The 21,088-nt window shown below is 60.7% G+C and carries 21 protein-coding genes; 3 read left to right on the forward strand and 18 right to left on the reverse strand.

The features are described 5' to 3' along the window. The 12 genes from G6N74_RS11540 to G6N74_RS11595 all read right to left on the reverse strand — a co-directional run bounded on the left by G6N74_RS11540 (window position 1) and on the right by G6N74_RS11595 (window position 12,314). The gene (locus tag G6N74_RS11540) at window positions 1-1,557 is read right to left on the reverse strand and encodes a long-chain-fatty-acid--CoA ligase (RefSeq protein ID WP_165117374.1); all 1,557 of its coding nucleotides are present in this window, start codon (window positions 1,555-1,557) and stop codon (window positions 1-3) included. 24 nt (window positions 1,558-1,581) lie between these two features. After that, window positions 1,582-2,745, reverse strand: a complete 1,164-nt coding sequence (locus G6N74_RS11545) for an acyl-CoA dehydrogenase family protein (protein WP_165117376.1) — start codon at window positions 2,743-2,745, stop codon at window positions 1,582-1,584. Window positions 2,746-2,791: 46 nt separating this feature from the next. Continuing rightward, a complete protein-coding gene (locus G6N74_RS11550) occupies window positions 2,792-3,592 on the reverse strand; it encodes an enoyl-CoA hydratase/isomerase family protein (protein WP_165117378.1) in 801 nt (266 codons plus the stop codon). 71 nt (window positions 3,593-3,663) lie between these two features. Next, window positions 3,664-5,775, reverse strand: coding sequence for an acetate--CoA ligase family protein (locus tag G6N74_RS11555; protein ID WP_165117380.1), 2,112 nt, complete (start codon window positions 5,773-5,775; stop codon window positions 3,664-3,666). A gap of 8 nt (window positions 5,776-5,783) precedes the next feature. Beyond that, the gene (locus G6N74_RS11560) at window positions 5,784-7,019 is read right to left on the reverse strand and encodes an acyl-CoA dehydrogenase family protein (protein WP_165117382.1); all 1,236 of its coding nucleotides are present in this window, start codon (window positions 7,017-7,019) and stop codon (window positions 5,784-5,786) included. Between the two features lies 1 nt (window position 7,020). After that, entirely contained in the window at window positions 7,021-7,443 is a 423-nt protein-coding gene (locus tag G6N74_RS11565; protein WP_165117384.1) for a Zn-ribbon domain-containing OB-fold protein, read from the reverse strand. Between the two features lie 12 nt (window positions 7,444-7,455). Beyond that, window positions 7,456-8,622, reverse strand: coding sequence for an acetyl-CoA acetyltransferase (locus G6N74_RS11570; RefSeq protein ID WP_165117386.1), 1,167 nt, complete (start codon window positions 8,620-8,622; stop codon window positions 7,456-7,458). Window positions 8,623-8,638: 16 nt separating this feature from the next. Next, the gene (locus tag G6N74_RS11575) at window positions 8,639-9,064 is read right to left on the reverse strand and encodes a MaoC family dehydratase (RefSeq protein ID WP_165117388.1); all 426 of its coding nucleotides are present in this window, start codon (window positions 9,062-9,064) and stop codon (window positions 8,639-8,641) included. Further along, a complete protein-coding gene (locus G6N74_RS11580) occupies window positions 9,061-9,477 on the reverse strand; it encodes a hypothetical protein (RefSeq protein WP_165117390.1) in 417 nt (138 codons plus the stop codon). The genes G6N74_RS11575 and G6N74_RS11580 overlap by 4 nt, the downstream gene beginning before the upstream one ends. 2 nt (window positions 9,478-9,479) lie before the next feature. Continuing rightward, window positions 9,480-10,391, reverse strand: a complete 912-nt coding sequence (locus tag G6N74_RS11585) for an SDR family NAD(P)-dependent oxidoreductase (protein ID WP_165117392.1) — start codon at window positions 10,389-10,391, stop codon at window positions 9,480-9,482. Window positions 10,392-10,468: 77 nt separating this feature from the next. Beyond that, on the reverse strand, window positions 10,469-11,224 hold the full coding sequence (locus tag G6N74_RS11590) for an SDR family NAD(P)-dependent oxidoreductase (RefSeq protein ID WP_165117394.1): 756 nt from the start codon (window positions 11,222-11,224) through the stop codon (window positions 10,469-10,471). 169 nt (window positions 11,225-11,393) lie between these two features. Further along, entirely contained in the window at window positions 11,394-12,314 is a 921-nt protein-coding gene (locus G6N74_RS11595; RefSeq protein WP_165117396.1) for a DMT family transporter, read from the reverse strand. An 86-nt stretch (window positions 12,315-12,400) separates the two neighbouring features. On the opposite strand from G6N74_RS11595, the gene G6N74_RS11600 reads away from it, so the two are divergent. Then, a complete protein-coding gene (locus G6N74_RS11600; protein ID WP_165117398.1) occupies window positions 12,401-13,300 on the forward strand; it encodes an NmrA family NAD(P)-binding protein in 900 nt (299 codons plus the stop codon). Here the strand turns inward: G6N74_RS11600 and G6N74_RS11605 are convergent. Continuing rightward, entirely contained in the window at window positions 13,281-14,417 is a 1,137-nt protein-coding gene (locus tag G6N74_RS11605; RefSeq protein ID WP_165117400.1) for an acyl-CoA dehydrogenase family protein, read from the reverse strand. The two genes, G6N74_RS11600 and G6N74_RS11605, sit on opposite strands and share 20 nt — an antisense overlap. A 140-nt stretch (window positions 14,418-14,557) precedes the next feature. On the opposite strand from G6N74_RS11605, the gene G6N74_RS11610 reads away from it, so the two are divergent. Further along, the gene (locus G6N74_RS11610) at window positions 14,558-14,869 is read left to right on the forward strand and encodes an NIPSNAP family protein (protein WP_205826637.1); all 312 of its coding nucleotides are present in this window, start codon (window positions 14,558-14,560) and stop codon (window positions 14,867-14,869) included. A gap of 17 nt (window positions 14,870-14,886) precedes the next feature. Here G6N74_RS11610 and G6N74_RS11615 read toward each other — a convergent pair whose 3' ends face one another. The 4 genes from G6N74_RS11615 to G6N74_RS11630 form a co-directional block, all read right to left on the reverse strand. Further along, the gene (locus G6N74_RS11615) at window positions 14,887-16,110 is read right to left on the reverse strand and encodes a CaiB/BaiF CoA transferase family protein (RefSeq protein WP_165117404.1); all 1,224 of its coding nucleotides are present in this window, start codon (window positions 16,108-16,110) and stop codon (window positions 14,887-14,889) included. Between the two features lies 1 nt (window position 16,111). Then, window positions 16,112-16,468, reverse strand: coding sequence for a DUF4286 family protein (locus tag G6N74_RS11620; RefSeq protein WP_165117406.1), 357 nt, complete (start codon window positions 16,466-16,468; stop codon window positions 16,112-16,114). A 235-nt stretch (window positions 16,469-16,703) separates the two neighbouring features. After that, on the reverse strand, window positions 16,704-17,468 hold the full coding sequence (locus G6N74_RS11625) for an SDR family NAD(P)-dependent oxidoreductase (protein WP_165117408.1): 765 nt from the start codon (window positions 17,466-17,468) through the stop codon (window positions 16,704-16,706). 127 nt (window positions 17,469-17,595) lie between these two features. After that, the gene (locus tag G6N74_RS11630; RefSeq protein ID WP_165117410.1) at window positions 17,596-18,444 is read right to left on the reverse strand and encodes a LysR family transcriptional regulator; all 849 of its coding nucleotides are present in this window, start codon (window positions 18,442-18,444) and stop codon (window positions 17,596-17,598) included. An 89-nt stretch (window positions 18,445-18,533) separates the two neighbouring features. Here G6N74_RS11630 and G6N74_RS11635 point away from each other — a divergent pair, with 89 nt between their 5' ends. After that, entirely contained in the window at window positions 18,534-19,538 is a 1,005-nt protein-coding gene (locus G6N74_RS11635; RefSeq protein ID WP_165117412.1) for a bile acid:sodium symporter family protein, read from the forward strand. A gap of 7 nt (window positions 19,539-19,545) precedes the next feature. Here the strand turns inward: G6N74_RS11635 and gpmI are convergent, their stop codons facing one another. Next, complete coding sequence (gene gpmI, locus G6N74_RS11640; RefSeq protein WP_165117414.1) at window positions 19,546-21,087, reverse strand: 2,3-bisphosphoglycerate-independent phosphoglycerate mutase; 1,542 nt, start codon at window positions 21,085-21,087, stop codon at window positions 19,546-19,548. Window position 21,088 lies beyond the last annotated feature (1 nt).

A 21,088-nucleotide genomic window follows, 5' to 3' on the forward strand; every position in this document is an offset into this window, starting at 1 on the left:
TCACGCCCCTGCCGCTGCGGGCGCGCCGTGTAACTGCCGCAGCACCACCTTGTTGACCTTGCCACTGGGCAGACGCGGCAGTTCATCGACGAAGACCACCGATTTCGGCTTCTTGTAGCTGGCGATGAGGCTCCTGCAGTGCTCGATGAGTTCGGCTTCGCCCAGCGTCACGCCGGGATTGACGACGGCAACGGCGCGCACGGTTTCGCCCCAATATTCATCCTTTACGCCGATCACAGCGACATCCTGAATATCGGGATGAGCGGCAAGAGCCTCCTCGACCTCGCGCGAGTAGATGTTCTCGCCGCCGGAAATGATCATGTCCTTCTTGCGGTCGACCAGATAGAGGAACCCCTGTTCATCGAGATAGCCGAGATCACCGGTGTAGTACCAACCGTCGCGCAAGGCGGAGATGGTGGCGGCCGAATTGTTCCAATAGCCGAGCATCTGGCTGGTGGTCTTGATCAGGATCTCGCCGGGTTCTCCCACGGGCAGTTCTGTACCGGCTTCATCGATGATGCGAATGTCGACATTGGGCGCGGCCTGCCCGACCGAGCCGAGCAGCTTGATTTCCTCCGGTGTTCCGTCCGGCTTGTGCTGGCGCTTGTGAAGCGTCGTGCCGCCACCTTCGGTCATGCCGTAGAGTTGCAGGAAGACCGGGCCCAGCAGCTTCAGTCCGCGCTTCAGCAGCGGGACGGGCATTGGGGCGGCGGAATAGCAGATCGTGTGCAGCGAGGAGAGATCGGCTTCATCTATGCCCGCAACGCTCAACACCGCCTGCACCATGGTCGGCGCCATATGCGTCATCGTCACACGCTCGCGAACGATAGTTTCGACGATTTCGGCAGGCTTGAATTCGCGATGAAGAACGACACTGCCGCCGCGTATATGAACGCCGATCTGCAGGAACCGCGCGCCGACATGGAAGATCGGCATCATCAACTGGAGCCGGTCCGACACGATCAGCCCGAGTTCGGTCGCCATCAGGATGCCGATCGCAATCTCTGCTCTGTGCGTGCGCATCACGCCCTTGGGACGGCCGGTCGTCCCGCTGGTGTAGATGAGATGCATGATGTCGTCGGGCGTCGGGCGTGACGGGGCGCCTTCCACGTCTCCCGCAGCAAGCACAGCCTCGTAGTCTTCGGCCCAGGCCGGTACCGCACCGCCGAAGCACAGATATGTCTCGATATGCGGGAGCCTGTCGCGGATCTGTTCGATGACGCCGGCATATTGCGCCTCGAATATCAGCACGCGTGGTGTGGAATCCGTCAGGATGTAGAGTATTTCCGGCGGCGCGAGACGCCAGTTGACGGTCGCCGCTATGTAACCGGCCAGTTCGCAGGCGCCGTAGGCTTCCATGAATTCAAGCGTGTTCTGCGCCAGGATCGACACACGGTCCTGCCGCCTTATGCCGCGTTTCCATAGGCCTGAGGCAAGCCGGTTGGCGCGCTCGGCATGCTGGGCGAACGTGACGTGGCGGCCCGAATAGGTATAGGCGTTCTCGTTCGGAAACTTGTAGGCGTTGTTGCGCAGGACGTCGCCAAGCGTGTCGATCATCTCAGTGCCTCCTCCCCAGAACCGTCAGGCTTTCGGCAAGCCCATGCGGTTCGCAATGTTGTTCTTCTGGATTGCCGTCGATCCTCCGATGATCGGCATCAGCAGCATGTCGCGAACGTGGCGTTCCATATCGAAGCCGCGCGCATAACCATAAGCACCCATGACCTTCTGGCAGGTCAGCACGATGTCCAAGCCCATCTCGCAGACATACATTTTCGCCATCGAGGTCTCGACGCTGCACGGCAGGTTGTTGTCCGCCAGCCAGCAGCCGCGATAGAGCATCAGGCGCGCAGCAGCCAGCTTGGTCTGCACATCGGCCAGCATGTGGCGGATCGACTGGTGCGAACATATGCGCTTGCCGAACTGGCTGCGCGTCTGCGAGTACTCCCACGCGTCGTCGACCGCTTGCGTGGCAATGCCCAAAGCCATAGCCGCGACCTCCAGTTTCTCGACCTCAAGGGCCGGACCGGCTAGTTTCGGCCAGCCCTGGTTCCACCCTTCCTCGCCACCGACCACGTCCTCAATGCCAATCTCGACATTGTCGAGCGTGACGTCGTTGGTGTTGAGACCACGCGCGCCCATCGCAGGAATGTGCGTGAGCGTTACGCCCTTGGCTGTCGGCGGGATCAGAACCAGCGACAGGTTTTTATAGCGTGCGTCGGGCTCGCCCGAGCGGACCAGAGCGTAGATGTAATCCGCACTCTCGGCCCCCGAACACCAGCGCTTGAAGCCGTTGATGACGACCTTGTCGCCCTTGCGCTCGGCACGTGTCTTGACGCTGGCAAGGTCGGAACCGACATCCGGCTCCGACAGGCCATAGGCAAACAGAAGCTCGCCATTGGCAAGCCTCGGCAATAGCCGTTGCTTCTGCTCCTCGCTGCCCGAGGCCAGGATGTTCATCGATCCGTAGCAGGAATTCATGAGATAGAGCGTCGCGATCACCATCGACCGCCGCGACAGCTCCTCGACCGTCACCATGGTGGCAAGGATATCGCGTCCGGTTCCGCCATACTCTTCCGGTATAGTCATGCCGCATACGCCAAGCTCGGTGATGTGCTGCATGAGCGCGCGCGGAACCTTGTCCTCCTCGTCCCACTTCGCCATCATTTCGCGTGGCGCATGACGTTCGAGCATGCGCCGGATGCTTTCGCGCAACATCGTTACATGATCGGGTTCACCGAAATCCATTGCGTGCTCCTCCCGTGTACGAACCGAACCTCCCCGTCCGGTTCACTCAGAGACCATTGAATTTCGGCTTCCGCTTTTCAGAAAAAGCGTTGATCGCCTCGAGGTGATCCTGACTGCGATTGGTCAGCGCTTCATAGGCCATGCAGGTGTCCATCATGCTGTGGGCAAGCTGCTTCAGGCCGATATTGATCGCCGTCTTGGTGTATTTGATCGACTTCATCGCACCCGAGCCTATCTTTTTTGCGAAGGCATCGACGCGCGCATCCAGTTCGTCAGCTGGAACGGCATAGTTGATCAGCCCCATCGCCGCCGCGTCCTTGGCATTGATGAGATCACCGGTGAGCAGATATTCCTTGGCCCGCGCATAGCCGATCGCCTGCGGCCATATCACCGCACCGCCATCGCCTGCCGCCAGACCAACCCTGACATGCGGGTCGCCGATGCGAGCATGATCGGCAGCAAAGATGATGTCGCAGAACAAGGCCATCGTCGCGCCGAGGCCGACCGCATCGCCGTTCATCTTGCAGATGATAACCTTCTCGCAATCGAGAATGCCGAACACCACCTTCTTCGCCTCGTTGATCGAGCGATCGAACATTTCGGTGTCTTCGTACATCTTCTTCATGCCGACGATGTCACCGCCGGCGGAAAAGGCCTTGCCCGCACCGGTAAAGATGACGACGTCGATGGAATGATCCATTCCGAGATCGTAGAAGATGCGCGAAGATTCCTCGTGCATTTCGGCGGTCATGGCGTTCAATGCCTCCGGCCGGTTCATCGTCACCGTCATGGTGCGGCCGTCCTGCTCGAAGATGAAAAACTTGTAGCCAGAATAATCGACGGCCATTGAATCCTCCCGATTGACCAAGGGGCTCGCACCCCGAAATTTCATTTTCTAACGCTAGTTCGAAAGTTATCTCAATTCAAGTCCCGTCTTGGCACGACGAGCGCGTCGAGTGCGACGACTCCTTCGCCGACAGCCAGCACGACGACGGGATTGAGATCGATCGTCTCGATGTCATCGTGATGCGCGGCGGCAAATTCTGAAATCCGAACGAGCACATCGGCAAGGGCATCGACATCGGCAGGAGCCGACCCGCGTACGCCGGACAGCAGCGCCCGTCCGCGTATCGAATCGATCATGCGAACAGCTTCCGCGCGGCCAAACGGGGCAAGCCGAAAGACCACGTCCTTCAGCACCTCGACATGAACACCGCCTATGCCGAACATCACCACTGGGCCGAATACCGGATCACGGGATACGCCGATGATCGTTTCCACGCCCTTCCGCGCCATAGGCGCAATCAGCACGCCCTCTATCCGGGCGTCGGGCCGATGTTCGGCCGCACGTGCCATCAGCGTCTCGAAGCCGGCTTCCACGCCTGCCCGGTCTGCGACGCCGACCATGACCCCGCCGATCTCGGTTTTGTGCTCGATATCCGGCGAGACGATCTTCAATACCACCGGGTAGCCGATGGCATCTGCGTCCGCGCCGGCCTGCGCCGCAGAAGCTGCGACCCGCTCGTCAAGGAAGGGAATTCCCGCAGCGCCCAACAGCGCCTTGGCCGCACTTTCGGAAAGCGCTTCCGTACCTATCGACGCGGCGGGCTGGATACTCGGAGCATCATCGGACCTGTCGAAAGCTGCCGAAAACCCGACCAAAGCGGCGAGTGCCGCCACGGCGCGGTCGGAATCTTCGAACACCAGAAAACCGCTCGCTTCATAGGCAGCCACTACCTCAGGATCGCCGATCATCGACAATGCGATGAGGCGATCGGGAAAGCGCGAGCATCCCTTTGCGATTGCGTCCCGCAGCGGCCCGGACAGCGTCCTCGTATTCGGAACGGAGCTGAAGAAGCCTATCACTGCGTCATAGCCGCCTTCATCGAGGATGACCTCGATATTGCGGGCGAGCAGGTTCATGTCATTCAACGCCTGCGCCGTGGTATCGACCGGATTTTCAACGGACGCGAAGGGCAGCAGGTCCTTCAGCTTCTTTTGCGCGGTGGCCGGCATCGGCGCGACGTCCAGCCCATACCGCTCGGCAGCATCCGAGATCAGGACGCCGGCACCACCGGAAAGCGTGACCACGCCGAGCTTGTTCGACTTTGGAAACACCCCGCGCGCGCAGGCATAGGCAACGTCGATCTGTTCTTCCGTCGTGGTGGCACGGTGAACGCCATATTGCGCGAACACCGCATCGTAGATCGCGTCCGCCCCGGCCAGCGATGCCGTATGCGAAGATGCTGCCTTCGCCCCGATTTCGGAGCGCCCGACCTTCATCATCACGACCGGCTTGCGGTTCCGGCGGGCGAGCTCAAGCGCATTGCGGAAACGCGGACCGTCCCGAACGCCTTCGACATAGGCCATGATCACCTTGATGTCGGGTTGCACCGCCATCCATTCGAGGCTCTCGGCCACATCGATGTCGGCCTCGTTGCCGGTGGTGATCCAGTAGTTGATGCCGATGCCGCGCTTGCGGGCGAGATAGGCGATATGCGAGCCATAGGCGCCGCTCTGGCTGATGATGCCGAGCGGCCCCGGCCCCGGCATCTCCCGGTCGAGCGACTGCGTGAACGTGCCGAAGAAACCGATCTGTGGGTTGAAGATGCCAAGGCAATTGGGTCCCAGCAGACGCAGGCCGCCGGCGCGCGCGATATCGGCGATGCGTTTCTGGACTTCCAGACCCTCTTCGCCGCTTTCCGCATAGCCGGCCGAGAAGATGACAGCACCCTTTATGCCCTTGGCTATGCAATCGCGCACTGCCTGTTCCGTGAGACTGGCGGGCACCGCGAGCAAAGCCACGTCGGGCACGGCAGGCACGTCGGCCAGCGACTTGTAGGCTTTGACGCCCTGCACGGTTTCACGATTGGGATTGACCGGAAAGATGCCGCCCTTGAAACCGCCTTCCAGCAGATACCTTAGGGGCCTGCCGGAAATGCGCGTCGGATCGTCCGAGGCACCCAGTATGGCAACCGACGATGGACGAAACAGGGCATCGAGGCCCGCGGACGGTGTAACGTGCTTCATGTCGTTCCTCAGAAATTCACGCCCGCGCTCAGCAGATCGCGCGCGATGGTGCGACGCTGGATTTCGCTGGTGCCGTCGGGAATGCGCATCGAACGCGCAAATCTGTAGCCTGCTTCCAGCCTGAGCTCATTGGTCAGACCCATGCCGCCATGCACCTGCATGCAGCGGTCGAAAACACGGTTTGCCGCTTCGGTGCAGTGCAGCTTTACCATCGAGGTCTCGGCAAGGGCGCGCTGGCCGCGTTCGAGCTTGATGGCGCAATCCATCAGCATGGTCTCGGCGGCGTAAAGATCGGCGGCACTGTCGGCCAAAAGGATCTGCACCGCCTGGTGCTCGCCGATCGGCTGGCCAAAGGTCTTGCGAACCTTGGCGTATTCGACCGACTGAACCAGCGCCCAGCGGGCAAGGCCGATGCATGTCGCCGAGAGCCCCAGCCGACCATTGTTGACGCCGCGCAGCGCCACTTTCAGGCCCTGATCGACATCGCCGAGGCGATGGCTGTCCGGTACACGCATGCCGTCGAAGGCCAGGATGCCGATCTCCGCGCCCAGCTGTCCCATGATCGGGATGGTCGAGACGACCGAGAATCCAGCCCACGACGTATCGACGAAAAACCCAGTGATCCCACCTTTGCGGGCAGCGGCGAGTTCCGGATCGGTGACTGCAAAGATCATCGCATAGTCGGCATAAGGTCCGTTGGTGATCCACTGCTTCGAGCCGGTGATCACCCATTCGTCGCCGTCGCGGACGGCCCGCGTCTTCATCGCGAAAACGTCCGACCCCGCATCCGGCTCGCTGAGGCCGAAGCAAAGTGTCTTGTCGCCGCTTGCCAGTTGCGGCAGGTATTTTTCGCGCAACGGCTCAACGAGATTGGTCAGCACCGGCGACAGGCCATTGGTGAAAGGCGACGGGATCACCACCGGATGGATCAACGGGCGAGCTGGACCACAATGCGCCGAAAGAACGCCGTTGAGATAGACCGACGCCACCGGACCGAGCCCGCCGCCGCCGATCTCTTCCGGGCCGAACATCGTGTAAAAGCCCTGTTCGGCCGAAAGCATGCGCACCTTGCGCTTCAGCGCCTCCACCTCAGGCGTGAAACGGCCGGCTTCATCATAAATCGTCCGGTCGCTGGAAAGCAGCGCACGGTTGGCGTTTTCGATGGGAACGACATCCTGCTCGACGAAGCGTACGAGGCTTTCGCCGATCTGAAGAATATCCTCGGGAACATGAGTGGTGTTCATGTCAGTCCTTGTCGAGCGTGAATTTTGGCAAGGTCAGCTCCGGCGTGACGTCATCGAAGCGGACGGTCACGCGGTCACCGATCCGCACCTGCTCGACATCCTTGGTGACGATATTGGTCAGCATGCGCGGCCCCTCATCAAGGGCGATCATGGCGATCACATAAGGAACGTCGGCGGCAAACACCGGGCCAGCAGGCTTGCGCGCGATGGTGTACGAATAGACTTCTCCTTTGCCGCTGACATCGGTCCATTCGAGATCGTCCGAATGGCAATGCGGGCATAGCTCGCGCGGATAGAAATGATGCTGGCCGCAAGCCCGGCATTTCGGCATCGACAGCCGATGCGCGCGCGCCGCATCCCAGAACGGCTTGGTGCCGGGATCGATGACGGGCTGCGGCTTTTCATATGTTGCGGTATCGCTCATGACGCATCCCCCTCAGTTGTTCGCCAGGATAACGGTGGCGCCGGACGACAGCGTGCCTCCCGTGCCGTGAACGAGTGCGGTCTGGACATTATCGACCTGCCTGTCCCCCGCCTCGCCGCGCAGCTGCCGCACCGCCTCGACCAGCAGGAAGATGCCGTACATGCCCGGATGGCAATAAGATAGGCCGCCGCCATTGGTGTTGAGCGGGAACGCCCCTCCGGGTGCTGTCCGCTGGCCCGAGACGAATGCGCCGCCCTCTCCCGGCTTGCAGAAGCCGAGCGCTTCCAGCGTCATCAGAACCGTGATGGTGAAGCTGTCGTAGCACTCGACCAGGTCAATCGCGTCGTGGCTGACGCCGGCCATATCAAAGGCGCGCTTGCTCGCCATTTCGGCAGCGGTCAGCCGCGCGAGATCCGGCATGGCCCCGATGGACCAATGCGTATGCGCCTCGCCATAACCGCGGATGTGGATCGGCCTGCTGCCATGGGCCTTTGCGTTCTCCGCCGTCGTCATGACGATGGCGCCGGCGCCATCGGTCACCAGACAGCAGTCGAGGAGCTTCAGCGGATCGGAAATCCTGGTCGATGCCATGACGTCATCGATGCTGATCGGATCGCGCATGGTCGCATCCGGATTGAGGCTGGCCCATTTCCGCGTCGCAACCGCGATCTCGGCCAATTGTTCTTCCGTGGTGCCGAATTCATGCATGTGGCGGCGCGCGGCCATCGCATAGCCGCCGACTGGCTGCGGGATGCCCCAGACATTCTCGAACTGCATGGTCAGGACAGGCGGACGGCCGCCCAGCGTTCGGCTACGTTCGCTTTTCTGCGTCGAGCCGTAGACGATGAGTGCTACGTCGCAATAGCCCTTTTCGATGGCCATTGCGGCATGCGCGACATGAGCCTCGAACGCCGACCCGCCGATGTTGGTGGTGTCTGCAAAGCGCGGGAATATGCCGAGATATTCACCGAGCGTGACGGATGGCAGCTGGCCCGGTCCCGGTACACCCCAAAGCCCCGCAACCAGCAACCCGTCGACATCGCGCATGGGGATGCCGGCATTGTCGAGAGCCGCCTTTGCCGCCCGCGCCTGCACCTGCAGGACAGACCCGCCGCCGACCACTTTTCCGTCCTTGAGCGGGACGTCGCCGACCCCCACGATCACCGCTTCACGCGCCATGACTGTTCTTCTCCACTTACTCTATCGGCTGAATTGCGTGCCCGGCGAGAATCTGCCGCACGCCCGCGCTGCATTGAAGCTTGATCCGCGCGCACTGCCTGCCGTCTCGTTCGACGATATCTTCCACGGTCCCGGACACTTCGACGGTGTCGCCTGTATAGACCGGGCCGACGAAAGCAACGTCGATCTCGCCGGTTTCGTCGAACGCGCCTGCCGTCCACTCGTTCAGCATCTGCGAGACGAAAGCGAGCGTCATCAGACCATGGGCGATCGTCCGGCCGAATGGGCCGGCAGCCGCAAATTCCGGATCGACATGGATGGGATTGAAATCTCCCGACGCTTCCGCATAGGCATTGATCATCCCCTGCGTCACGTGCCGCACCAACACCGGCGACGCTTCGCCAGGTGCTGAAAATTGTCGGGTCGCAAGGCTGGCGCTCATTGGTCCTTCCCCCAGATGGAGGTTATACGGCCGCTCGTGACGAGGGTACCGTCGCTGCCCCGCGCCTCGAAGTCGGCGACCATGTAAGGACGTTCCTTGCGCGTATATTTCTCGACCACGCGCCCCTGCATCACCAGCGTCTCGCCAATAGCGATTGCCCGGTGAAAACGGATCGCCTGCTTGGCGTGAATGCCGCCGGGAGGACTGCGGCGCGCCATCAGAAGATCGATCAGATAGACGGAAGCGATCATCGACGGCGCGCGCCGTATTTCTCCCCCGTGATACAGCGCATCCTCGTTGCTCGTTGCCGCGAGAAAGCCGTTCACGACCTTTTCGCTCACCTTGAAGCTCAGCGGCGTTTCCGGAAAGACATCGCCGACAGCGATTTCGTCGTAACGGCGGTATTCGGACATCGTCAGACCGGTGTCCAGGAAAACACGTCGCGCGACATATCGAGCGATATGAAGGACGGCTTCAATGTCGGAAGCATATGGTCGCGAAGCGTTTCAGGCGTCCACCCTTCGGAGCGATGAACGGAGCGCAACGGGCGAGGCTGGCTCATCAGGAATATCTCATTGCCGCGCACGGCAAAAATCTGGCCGTTGACCTCTCTGGCCGCATCGCTACCCAGGAACACCGCCACCGGGGCGATCTTGTCCGGCGTCAGCATACGCAGGCCGTTCAGACGTTCCTCCTGGTCGGGCGTGTTGGGTATCGAGCCGACCATCCGGCTCCACGCAAAGGGCGAAATGCAGTTGGATCGCACGTTGAAGCGGGCCATATCCAGCGCGATCGACTTGGAAAGCCCGATGATGCCCATCTTGGCTGCCGAGTAATTCGCCTGCCCCGGATTGCCGACAAGACCGGAAGTCGAGGTCATGTGGACGAAGCAGCCCGACTCCTGCTTGCGGAAATGTTCGGCAGCCGCACGGCTGACATTGAAGCTGCCATACAGATGGACCTTGATGACCGAATCCCAGTCCTCGTCCGTCATCTTATGGAAGATCACATCGCGCAGGATGCCGGCATTGTTGACGACGATGTCGATCTTGCCGAAGGTTTCGACGGCACGGTTCACCATGGCGCGCGCATCTTCGACCTCGGAGACCGAGCCGAAATCGGCGACGGCCTCACCACCGGAAGCCTTGATGTCGCGTACGACCTCACGCGCGGGAACATCGGTCTCATCATTGCCCTGAAGCGAAACGCCGGGATCGTTGACGACGATCTTTGCACCGTGTGCCGCCATCATCAGCGCCATTTCGCGCCCGATGCCCCTGCCTGCACCGGTGATCAGCGCCACCTTGTTCTCGAGCATTCCAGCCATAGGCTCACCACCTCTTAGATATGTTGAATTCTAACTTTTGTTCGGTTTTTTCGCAGGCGAAAGCAGCATTACCGCCCTCAAACCATCCATCGGCCGCCGTCGACCACGACCGACTGTCCGGTCATGTAGCGGGCGTCATCGCTTGCCAGGAAAGCGGCGGCGGCGGCGATGTCTTCCGGTTCGGCAAAGAAGCCGAGGGGGATCGAGTCGCGAATTTTCTTCAGAATTTCTTCGGAAATACGGTCGATGACGCGGGTCTTGGTGACGCCGGGACAAACCGCGTTGACGTTCACCTTGAACGGCGCAAGCTCACGCGCAAGCGACCGGGTGAAACCGATCACGCCCATCTTGGCGGCCGCATATTCGCTGATGCCGATCTCGCCTGCCAGGCCGGCATTGGAGGCGACGTTGACGATCTTGCCCTTGCCGGCCTCGCGCATCACAGGAACGACCTGGCGCGAGGCAATCAGCGTGGACATGAGCGTCACGTCGATGACGAAGCGCCACACTTCAGGGCTCGACTTGTAGAACTCGGAGGCACGCTCACGCGCGCTCTGCCCGACATTGTTCATCAGGACGTCGACAAAACCGAAGCGGTCGTAAATCTTCTTGAACGCATCGACGATCACGGTTTCGCTGGTGCAGTCGCCGGCAATCGTCATGACTTCTGCGCCGCCTTTCCTGGCTTCCTCCGCGACCGTTTCAAGGCCATCGGCCTCAAGGTCGAGGATCGCGAGATTGGCGCCTTCCGATGCGAAACGCAGTGCTGACGCGCGACCGATGCCGTTTGCAGCGCCGGTAACGACGGCCAGCTTTCCTTCAAGACGACGCATTTCCGCTCCTCCCTTATCCATCGGAACGGCTGCGGGTCGCCTTCCGATGAAGCCGTTGACGGCTTGTCATTGTCTCATCCGGCAGGGCCGGATTTCATCCTCGTCAAAAACCTAACACTTGTTCGAAAGCGTCGCAAGCCGCGAAATTGTCATTGTCCGGTTTTCCTCGTCACGGATGCAAAAGCCGTTCCGGACGGGCCAAACGCCTGATCGTGGAGATGGCAACGCCAGCCAGCACCACGATGACGCCGAGGGCCGATTGTGCGGTCATGGGTTCGCCGAGGAAGACGGTTCCGCACAGCACCGCGATGACCGGCACGAGATAGTTGTTATAGGAAGTGAAGGTCGCCCCGGCGCGCGGCACCAACGCAAACAGCATGAGGCTGGATAGCGCGGTGTTGAGCAGGCCGAGCACCAGCACCGCTCCTGTCACCCCGATCGAAGGCCAGGCCGGCGGTATTCCATCGACGATCAGTGCGGTGGGAATCATCCAGAGCGCCGCTGCCGTCAGCGATCCAACCGTGACCGTCAGCGGGTGGTGGTGACGGACGATCGCCATGACAAACAGAGCGGAAGAAAACACCAGCGCTGCGCCGACAGCGGCAATTGCGCCGCGCGCACTTTCGCTCGCATGGAGAAGCGCGTCGGGGCCGAACAAAAGGACGATCCCCACCAGGCCGACCAGAATCCCGGCTATGTTGCGCGGCTTGGGACGGTCACCGCCAAAGACGGCGAGCATCGCCGTAATCAAAGGAACGAGGGCCAAGGTTGTGGCGGTAACCGAGGAATTCACATGCGACACCGATATCGCGATCAGCGAAAGCGGCGCCGCGTTCGACATCAGCCCCACCAGAGCAAAGGCAGCCAGGTCTCGCCATGCGAGGCGTTTGAATGAACGCCTGAAGGCCACGATCAAAAGGAGAGCGATCGCGGCAACGAAACAGCGACAGGCGATGAGCGTGAACGGCTGCAACGTCCCGACAGCAATCTTCGTGAACATATAGGAGGTGCCCCAGGTCAGGCTGACGCCTGCGAGCAAGGCGTATTCGACCGGTCCCGGCATTGCCGAGCCTGCTTTACCGCTGGACATAAGTTGCGTTCCTCCACTAAAAACGAACATCTGTTAGAATTTTACTGCGGTCAAGCACGCACAGGCCACGCTTCGGGGAGGAAGACATGACGAGACGGATATTGGTCACCGGTGCGACCGGCACTGTGGGTGGAGCCGTGATCGACCTGCTTGCCGGCGCATCCGGTTTAAAAGAGATCCAGCCGCTGGGGGCAGCCAGAAGCGAAGACAGCGCAGAGCGCCTGCGCAAGCGCGGGCTGATGCCCGTGCATTTCGATTATGATTCACCCGACACGCTGCGTCCGGCTCTGAAGGGCGTCGATGCGCTATTTCTGGCTACCGGCTATTCGGTCGACATGCTGGTTCATTCCAAGCGTCTTCTGGATGCGGCGAAAGCCGAAGGTGTGCGCCATATCGTGCATCTTGGAGCACTCGCGGAAGAAGATACGCCTCACGCGCACTTCGCCTGGCACCAGATGGTCGAGCGCGTGATCGAAGCGATGGGATTTTCCTACACCCACCTGCGCCCGAATTTCTTCATCGACACAGTCTGGGCAGGGTTCCGCCAACGCCCCGACCGCGTCGTGCATTTTGTCGGTGACCGGAAAGTATCGTGGATCTCGTCCGACGACATGGCCGCAGTCGCCGTCGAGGCGCTCTTGCATCCCGAACGCCATGCAGGCGCGACCTACCCGCTTGCGGTCGAGGCCCTGAGCTTCGGCGAGATCGCCGAAGTGCTTTCCGAAATTACGGAAACGCCGGTCGCCTACAGGCCTCGCCCCGCCTCCGACCTGCTGCCGATCACATTGAAGCAAGGCATGGAGCAAACTTATGCAGCCAGCCTCTCCGAGGGCGTGACGGCAATCGAGGCCGGCAGGATGCCGATCTCCGGCGCCGTCTACGATACGGTCCAGACCGTGACCGGGCGCCAGCCGATCGGCTGGCGGGCGTTCGCCGAGAAGCGGAAGGGCGAACTCACTTCGGCCGCTACAGCGTCCGCCCGATGAGTTCCTTCATGATCTCGTTGGTACCTGCGTAAATCCGCTGCACGCGCGCGTCGGCGAAGGCGCGCGTGATCGGATATTCCCACATGAAGCCGTAGCCGCCGTGAAGTTGCAGGCAGGCGTCCAGCACCTTCCCCTGCATCTCGCTGGTCCATAGCTTGACCATGGCTGCGGTGGTCGTGTCGAGCTTGCCTTCCAGCACCAGTTCGAGACAACGATCGAGGAAGATGCGGCCGACCTGCACTTCGGTCTTCATCTCCGCAAGCTTGAAGCGCGAATTCTGGAAGTCGATGACCGCCTTACCGAAGGCCTTGCGGTTCCTCGTATAGTCTATCGTCCAGTCGAGTGCGGCCTCGCAGCAGGAAACAGCCTGGATGCCGACATGCATGCGCTCCCATGCCAGCTCGCGCATCATGTAGCCGAAGCCCTTGCCTTCCTCGCCTATCAGATTGGAAACGGGAACGCGCACCTCGTTGAAGAACAGCTCGGACGTGTCCTGCGCCTTGGTGCCCAGCTTCTTCAGCCGACGGCCACGCTGAAACCCCGGACGATCTGCCTCGACGACGATCAGGCTGATGCCCTTGGCGCCTTCCGTACGATCCGTCTTGCAGGCAACCAGGAAAATATCCGCGGTCTGGCCGTTGGTGATGAAGGTCTTTTGACCGGTAATGACATAGTCGTCGCCATCCCTGACCGCGCTGGTGCGGATGGCTTGAAGATCGGAACCACCCCCGGGTTCTGTCATCGCAATGCCGGCGATGTAGTCGCCGCTCGCCATTTTCGGCAACCAGCGCAGCTTCTGCTCGGGCGTTCCATAGTGATCGAAATAGGGGGCGACGATGTCGGAATGCAGGGCAAACCCAAGCCCCGTGAGGTTCAGCCGCGCCTGCTCTTCCATCAGGATGATGGAGTATCGGCGGTCTGCGCCCACCCCGCCCCATTCTTCCGGGATCGCCGCACAGAGAAAACCTTGCTCGCCGGCCTTCTTCCAGGCCCAGCGCGGCACTTCGCCGTTTTCTTCCCACTCTTCGTGGTGCGGCGCCAGTTCGCGCTCCATGAAGCGGCGAACCTGCTCGCGAAACATCTCATGTTCGGACGAGAACAATGTCCGTTCAATCATACTCTTTCTCCTCCCGGCCTGCGCCTGAGCGCCGAACATATAACAGGAAATGCCAAAAGCCAGATCATTTTCTAACATATGTTTGAAAATAAAATGCCATTGGTTTAAGCATGGATCGACACGAACAGGGAGGTTCAACCGTGATCATCGAGAAGCGCACCTATACGTTTCATCCGGGCAAGGTTCAGGAGTTCCTGGCCTTGTACGAGGCCGAAGGGCTGGCGCTGCACACGAAATATCTGCCGATGATCGGATACTTCGTCTCCGACATCGGCACGCTCAACCAGGTCGTTACCATGTGGGGCTACAAGAGCATGGCCGAGCGCGACGAACTTCGGGCACAGCTTTACGCTGACCCCGCCTGGATCGCCTTCGGGCCGAAGACGACGCCCTTCATCCAGAAAATGGAGACGATGATCCTGAAGCCGACGAGCTTCTCGCCGATCCGCTGAAGGATCGTACGAGGCTGTCAGGCCACCACCTTTCGCGCTCTGAGATCGGCGATCTCGGCACTGCCCAACCCCAGTCCGGACAGCATTGCGTCCGTGTCCTCACCAGTCAGCGGGGCGCGACGCGCAACCCCGCCCGGCGTCGCGGTCATGCGGATCGGGGTGGAGGCGATGGTTACCGGCGTGGCCGAGCCGGGATGCTCGACTTCCGCCAGCATCCCGCGTGCCAGGACGTGCGGATCGGCATAGATGTCGGCTGCAGTGTTGACCGGACCAAACGGCACCTTTCCGTCGAGCGCTGTCGAAATTTCGGCTTTGGTGTGGTTGCGCGTCCACTCTTCGACAATGGCGACGGTCTCGGTGGAATGGGCCAGGCGGTCATTGTTGGTCAGGAAACGCGGGTCTGTTGCGAGTTCGGGCCGGCCGATAATGGCGACCAGTTCGCGCCAGAACGAATCTCTCGGACAGCCCACCGTCACCTGCCCATCCTTTGCAGGAAAGGTCCCGAACGGGCACAAAATGGGATGCTGATTGCCTTCGGGAACCGGCGATTTTCCGGTGTAGGAGTATTGATAGACAATGCGCTCGCACATGGCGAGTACGCCATCATACATCGCGACATCGACGAACTGCCCCTGCCCGCTCTGGCGCGCATGGTGGACCGCCGCCATGATGCCAAAGGCCGCAAGGGTCGCCGGGAAGATATCGCCGACGCCGGGACCGATCTTCATCGGCGTCGCCGAGTCCGGACCCGTTATGCCCATTGCGCCGCCCATCGCCTGCGCAACGACGTCAAAGGCCGGACGGTCCGTATAGGGGCTGGCGCCGGTGCGCGGATCGCCGAAGCCGCGGATCGCGGCATAGACGAGCCGAGGATTTTCCGCGGCGAGGCTCTCGTAGCCGATACCCAGCCGATCCATGACGCCGGCGCGAAAATTCTCCACGACAATGTCCGCGTCGGCTGCCAGCCGGCGAAACAACGCCTTGCCTTCTTCAGACTTCAGGTCGAGTGCGACGCTCTTTTTGTTGCGGTTCGTGCTCTGGAAGTAAGCGCCGAAATGGTGCGCTTCATCGTCTGCGCGAAACGGACCGAACTGGCGCGTCGGATCGCCATCGATCGGCTCGATCTTGATCACATCGGCGCCCTGGTCCGCCAGCAGCATGGTGCAGTAGGGCCCAGCCAGCATCTGCGTCAGGTCGACGACTTTCAAACCCGCCAGCGCGCCCTTGACGAACCCGGCCATGTCAAAGCACCTCGACCGCCGAAGAACCCTCAACCCGCTCTGTGACCGGCTCGTAGATCCACACCATCCGTTCCGGCGAAAGCGCAGGTGAGAGCGGCATCGCCTCCGTGCCACTCGCCTGCTTGAGCGCGGCCAGCGTCTTCGACAGATCGTCTATCTCGATCTCATAGACGGCCATGTATTTCCACTCGAACGGACCCGGCCGATGCTGGACATCTGAAAGTGCAAAACGCTGAGCCGCATTCACTCCCGGCAGCTTCAGAACGTCGCCGAGATGAACATTGGTGTACCAATCATTGAATTCATCTTCCCGTCCCGGAAGCGGGTTGGTGAGCGCGATCAGATTGTATTTCGGCATGGCATTCCTCCCGGCAGATCGTTTTCGATCTCGACAAAATCTAACGAATGTTCGAAAATAAGACAAGCACAAGTTTTATGCCGCGTCGCCGGTTAGGAGTGTTGAGATTCAGATCAGGACGAGTCGAAAATGGTGGTTTTCGAGAACCGGAGCGGAGTGGACATTTGGTCCATGAGCACCGGAAGCGCAGAAAAGTGTCATTTGCAGGCCGTCATGATTTGAATATCAACACTCCCTAGCGCGCAGTGTAGCCCCCATCGACAAGCATGTCGGCACCGGTCATGAAGCTCGACCGCTTCGAGCAAAGAAACCAGATCGCGTCAGCTATATCGGCGGGCTTTCCCATTCGCCCTATCGGGTGGAGAGGAAGCAGATAGTCCTGGGCCGCCTCTTCCGAACCAAACAATTCGAGCAGCCGGTCAGTGGCAATCCCTCCCGGTGAGACCGAGTTCACCCTTATACCCTGTTCTGCAACATCGAGCGCCAAGCTTCGCGTAAAGGCGAGCATCGCGCCCTTTGTCGTCGAATAAGCGACACGGCCCGGCGACCCGACATGCGCGAAGGTCGACGAAAGATTGACGATCCTGCCCCCGTATCCCATCAAAGGCAGCACGGAACGCGTGACGCAGAATGCCCCGGTGAGGTTCACGGACAAGGTTCTGTTCCACTCATCCAGGCCGAGTTCAGTGATGGGCGCAGCGCGCGTCACGGCAGCGGCATTATTGATCAGAACGTCGACTTTCCCGCCAAACGTTCCGACAACATCCTCGACCGCCTGAAGGTCGGTAATATCGCAATCGTGCCGCAAGAGACCGGCCTTTCGAATTACATCGGAATGCGAAATATCCAAAGAATGAACGATCGCGCCCTCGGCCAGGAACATTTTCACGACTTCCAGGCCGATGCCGCGGCCGCCACCTGTGACTAAGCAAACCTGTTCAGAAAACTCGCCCACAACGGCCCCTCCACGATACGGACACTGCGGCTCATCATAAGCCATATTATTCTAACAAATGTTAGATAAATTTCCTGGCACAGGTTTCGGTTTGATCGAGCCGGCAGAGATTCATGCCCGATTTTGCGAAGACGCCCGTCTGGGCGAAGGCCACCCATTATCGCGCAACGGCTTAACGCAGGCCTCTCACCTTGATCAGAATATCTTCTGAAAGAGCCGAGACGAGGGCCCGATCGGCACCCTTGCTCGGAATGAGGACGAACTCCACATCTTCCAGCTGTGGCAGATGCTCAAAAGATATCTCCTTCAGGCCCAAGGGAGACATGCTCTGCGGCTGCACCAGAACCCCCATGCCGGCGCGGGCTGCGGCCGTCAGCCCGCTGAGGCTTCCGCATGTGCACACGATACGCCATGGCATGCGGTGCCGCTCCAGCACCTCCAGCGAGATGCTCCGCGTGACGCTCGGTGCGGGGAAGGCGATCAGCGGCAAGGTCGCAAGCGACAGGACACGGCCCGGGTCGCGGGCAAGCCAGACAAGCGGCTCCCGATAGACGAGCCGGCCGCGGGTGTCGCCGAGCCGGCGCTTTGCCAGCACAAGGTCGAGTTCGCCATTGTCCTGCATCTGGTAGAGCGCACCGCTGAGCGCGACGGTGAGTTCAAGATCAACGGAAGAGTGAGACTGGACGAAGTCCTCCAGCACCGCCGGCAGGCGGCTAGTCACGAAGTCTTCCGACACGCCGAGCCTCAAGGTGCCGCGCAGCTTCTGCGCCGTAAAGAGCGCCTGCACCTGCCCCTCTATCGACAGCATGGTCCTGGCGTGACCGAGCAGGGCTTCGCCGTCGGGCGTCAGCACCACCTTGTGCGTATCCCGCGCCAGCAGTTGCCTGCCGATCGCCGTCTCCAGCTTGCGGATGTGCTGGCTGACGGTGGATTGCCCGAGCCCCAGCCTCTCTGCCGCGAAGGTGAAGCTTCCCATCTGCTGGACGGTGACGAAGCTGCGAAGTTGGGCAAGGTCGAGCATGGATATCCCAATTTGCGATAACTGTTATTCCTTGTATCCCATTTTGCGATAGGCGAAAAGACGCCCATCGCAGCCTTTGAGGACATGTCATGCGCCGCTTTCTGCCGGATACTTTTCTGATCCTGCTCCTGTGCACCGTCGGGCTCGCCTCGGTTGCACCGGCAAGCGGCCAGTTCGCAGCATGGTTTTCGATCGCGACCAACCTGGCCATAGCGCTTCTTTTCTTCCTTCATGGCGCCAGGCTCTCGCGGGATGTGGTTGTTGCCGGCCTGCTGCATTGGCGCCTGCATCTCGTCATTCTCCTGACGACCTTCGGCCTGTTTCCTTTGCTGGGCCTGGCGCTCGGCTATCTGCCCTCCTCGATCCTGCCGCAGCCGCTTTACTTTGGCATTCTGTTTCTCTGCGTTCTGCCATCGACGGTGCAATCCTCGATCGCATTTACTTCGATGGCCGGCGGCAATGTCCCGGCAGCTATCTGCTCTGCATCGGCTTCCAACATCTTCGGCATGTTCCTGACACCGCTACTTGTCGGCCTGCTCTTCTCCTTCGGCGGACATGGCGGGTTCTCATGGGATGCGGTGAGCCAGATCCTGGTGCAACTGCTCCTGCCCTTTGTGCTCGGTCAGATTCTGGAACCGAAGATCGGCAACTGGATACGCTCAAAAAAGAAGCTGCTGATGCCAGTGGATCGTGGCTCTATCCTGATGGTCGTCTATCTCGCCTTCAGCACGGCAGTGGTCGAGGGGCTGTGGCACATGTTCTCGCTGCGAGACATCGCCGTGGTCGTTGTCGCCGACATGGTGCTGCTCGGCCTAGTGCTTCTGTGCACGACCTATGGCAGCAGGCTCCTCGGCTTCAACAAGGCGGACCAGATCACGATCACCTTCTGTGGCTCGAAAAAGAGCCTGGCCAGTGGCGTGCCGATGGCGAATGTCATCTTTGCCGGCCAGGGCGTAGGCGCGATCGTTCTGCCGCTGATGCTCTTCCATCAGATACAGCTCATGGCCTGCGCCATGATCGCCCAGAAATACGCCAAGGCCGCGCACCGATCCGCCCTGCTGCCGCAAGCCGAGCCGGCGACCGCAACGGTTTAGAGACCGATCACCGCGTCTCAGTGGCAACCGGGAAAAGCGGCCCGCCAGTCATCTTCTCGGGCTGTTCTATTCCCATCAGTGCGAGAATGGTCGGCGCGACGTCGGCAAGGATGCCTTCGTTCAAACGCGACACGTCGCTCCGGCCGAACAGAATGACGGGGACCGGATTGAGCGTGTGGGCCGTGTGGGGCGCGCCGTTTTCCGGATCGATCATCGTTTCGCAATTGCCGTGGTCAGCGATGGCCAGCAGGAATCCGCCCGCGCGCTCGACACTCTGGCAAATCACACCCAGAGCGGCGTCCACGGTCTCCACTGCCGTTATGGCCGCTTCGAGGCTGCCGGTGTGCCCAACCATGTCCGGATTGGCGAAGTTCACGACGATGAAGTCGTATTCGCCGCCGTCTATCGCCGCCACTACCTTTTCGGTGAGTTCCGGCGCGGACATCGACGGTTGCAGATCGTAGGTAGCGACCTTGGGCGACGGCACCATCAGGCGCTCCTCACCGGCATGAGGCGTCTCGCGCCCGCCGTTGAGGAAATAGGTGACATGCGGATACTTTTCCGTCTCCGCCATATGAAGCTGACTTCGGCCTGCCTTGGCGATCGTCTCGCTCAATCCGTCATCGAGCGATTGAGGCAGAAAAAGTGTGCGCATCACCGCATTGAGTTCAGTTCCATAGGACGCCATGCCGATTGCCATCGCGATACCGGGCTGCTTGTTCTTGCCCTGGAAGCCGCACGAGTCGGGGATGAGAAGTGCTGACAGGGTTTCACGAACCCGGTCGGACCGAAAATTGGCGCACAGGATCGCGTCCCCTTCGCCAAGGCCGGCATAATCGCCGATGACACTCGGCAGTATGAACTCGTCCGTTTCGCCACGCTGAGCGGCTATCTCGACTGCCTGCTGGGGGGAAGAAGCAGCGACGCCCTCACCGTCGACGATTGCCGCATATGCGAGTGAAATTCGTTCCCAGCGATTGTCGCGGTCCATGGCGTAAAATCGGCCGCTGACGGTCGCAATCGAGGCATCTGCGGGAAGAGCCTCGGCGAGTTGCCGAAGGAAGTCACCTGCCTGTCCCGGCTGCGTGTCACGTCCGTCCGTCCAGGCGTGTATGACTGAACGTATTCCGAGACTGGAAAGTGCTCGGGCGAGTGCCGCGACATGACCCTGATGCGAGTGAACGCCGCCCGGGGAAACAAGCCCAAGGATATGGCAGGAGCCGCCCGTCCGTGCCAGGACTTCCGGCAGGCCAGTTTCGGCTATGAGTTTGCGCAAGGTGCCGTCCGCTACTGCGGCGTCGATGCGAGGCAGATCCTGCATCACGATACGCCCGGCACCGATGTTCAGGTGGCCGACCTCGGAATTGCCCATCTGCCCTTCCGGCAGGCCGACGGCAGGGCCATGCGTCGTCAGGAAAGAATGTGGATGACGTGACCACAAACCATCGAAATTTGGGGTCCTGGCTTGCAAGACGGCGTTGCCGTGCACTTCCTCGCGCCAGCCCCACCCGTCCATGATCATGAGAACAGTCGGTTTTTTGTTGGTCAAT

This window comes from Mesorhizobium zhangyense (assembly GCF_011045115.1).
Lineage (GTDB): Bacteria > Pseudomonadota > Alphaproteobacteria > Rhizobiales > Rhizobiaceae > Mesorhizobium_M > Mesorhizobium_M zhangyense.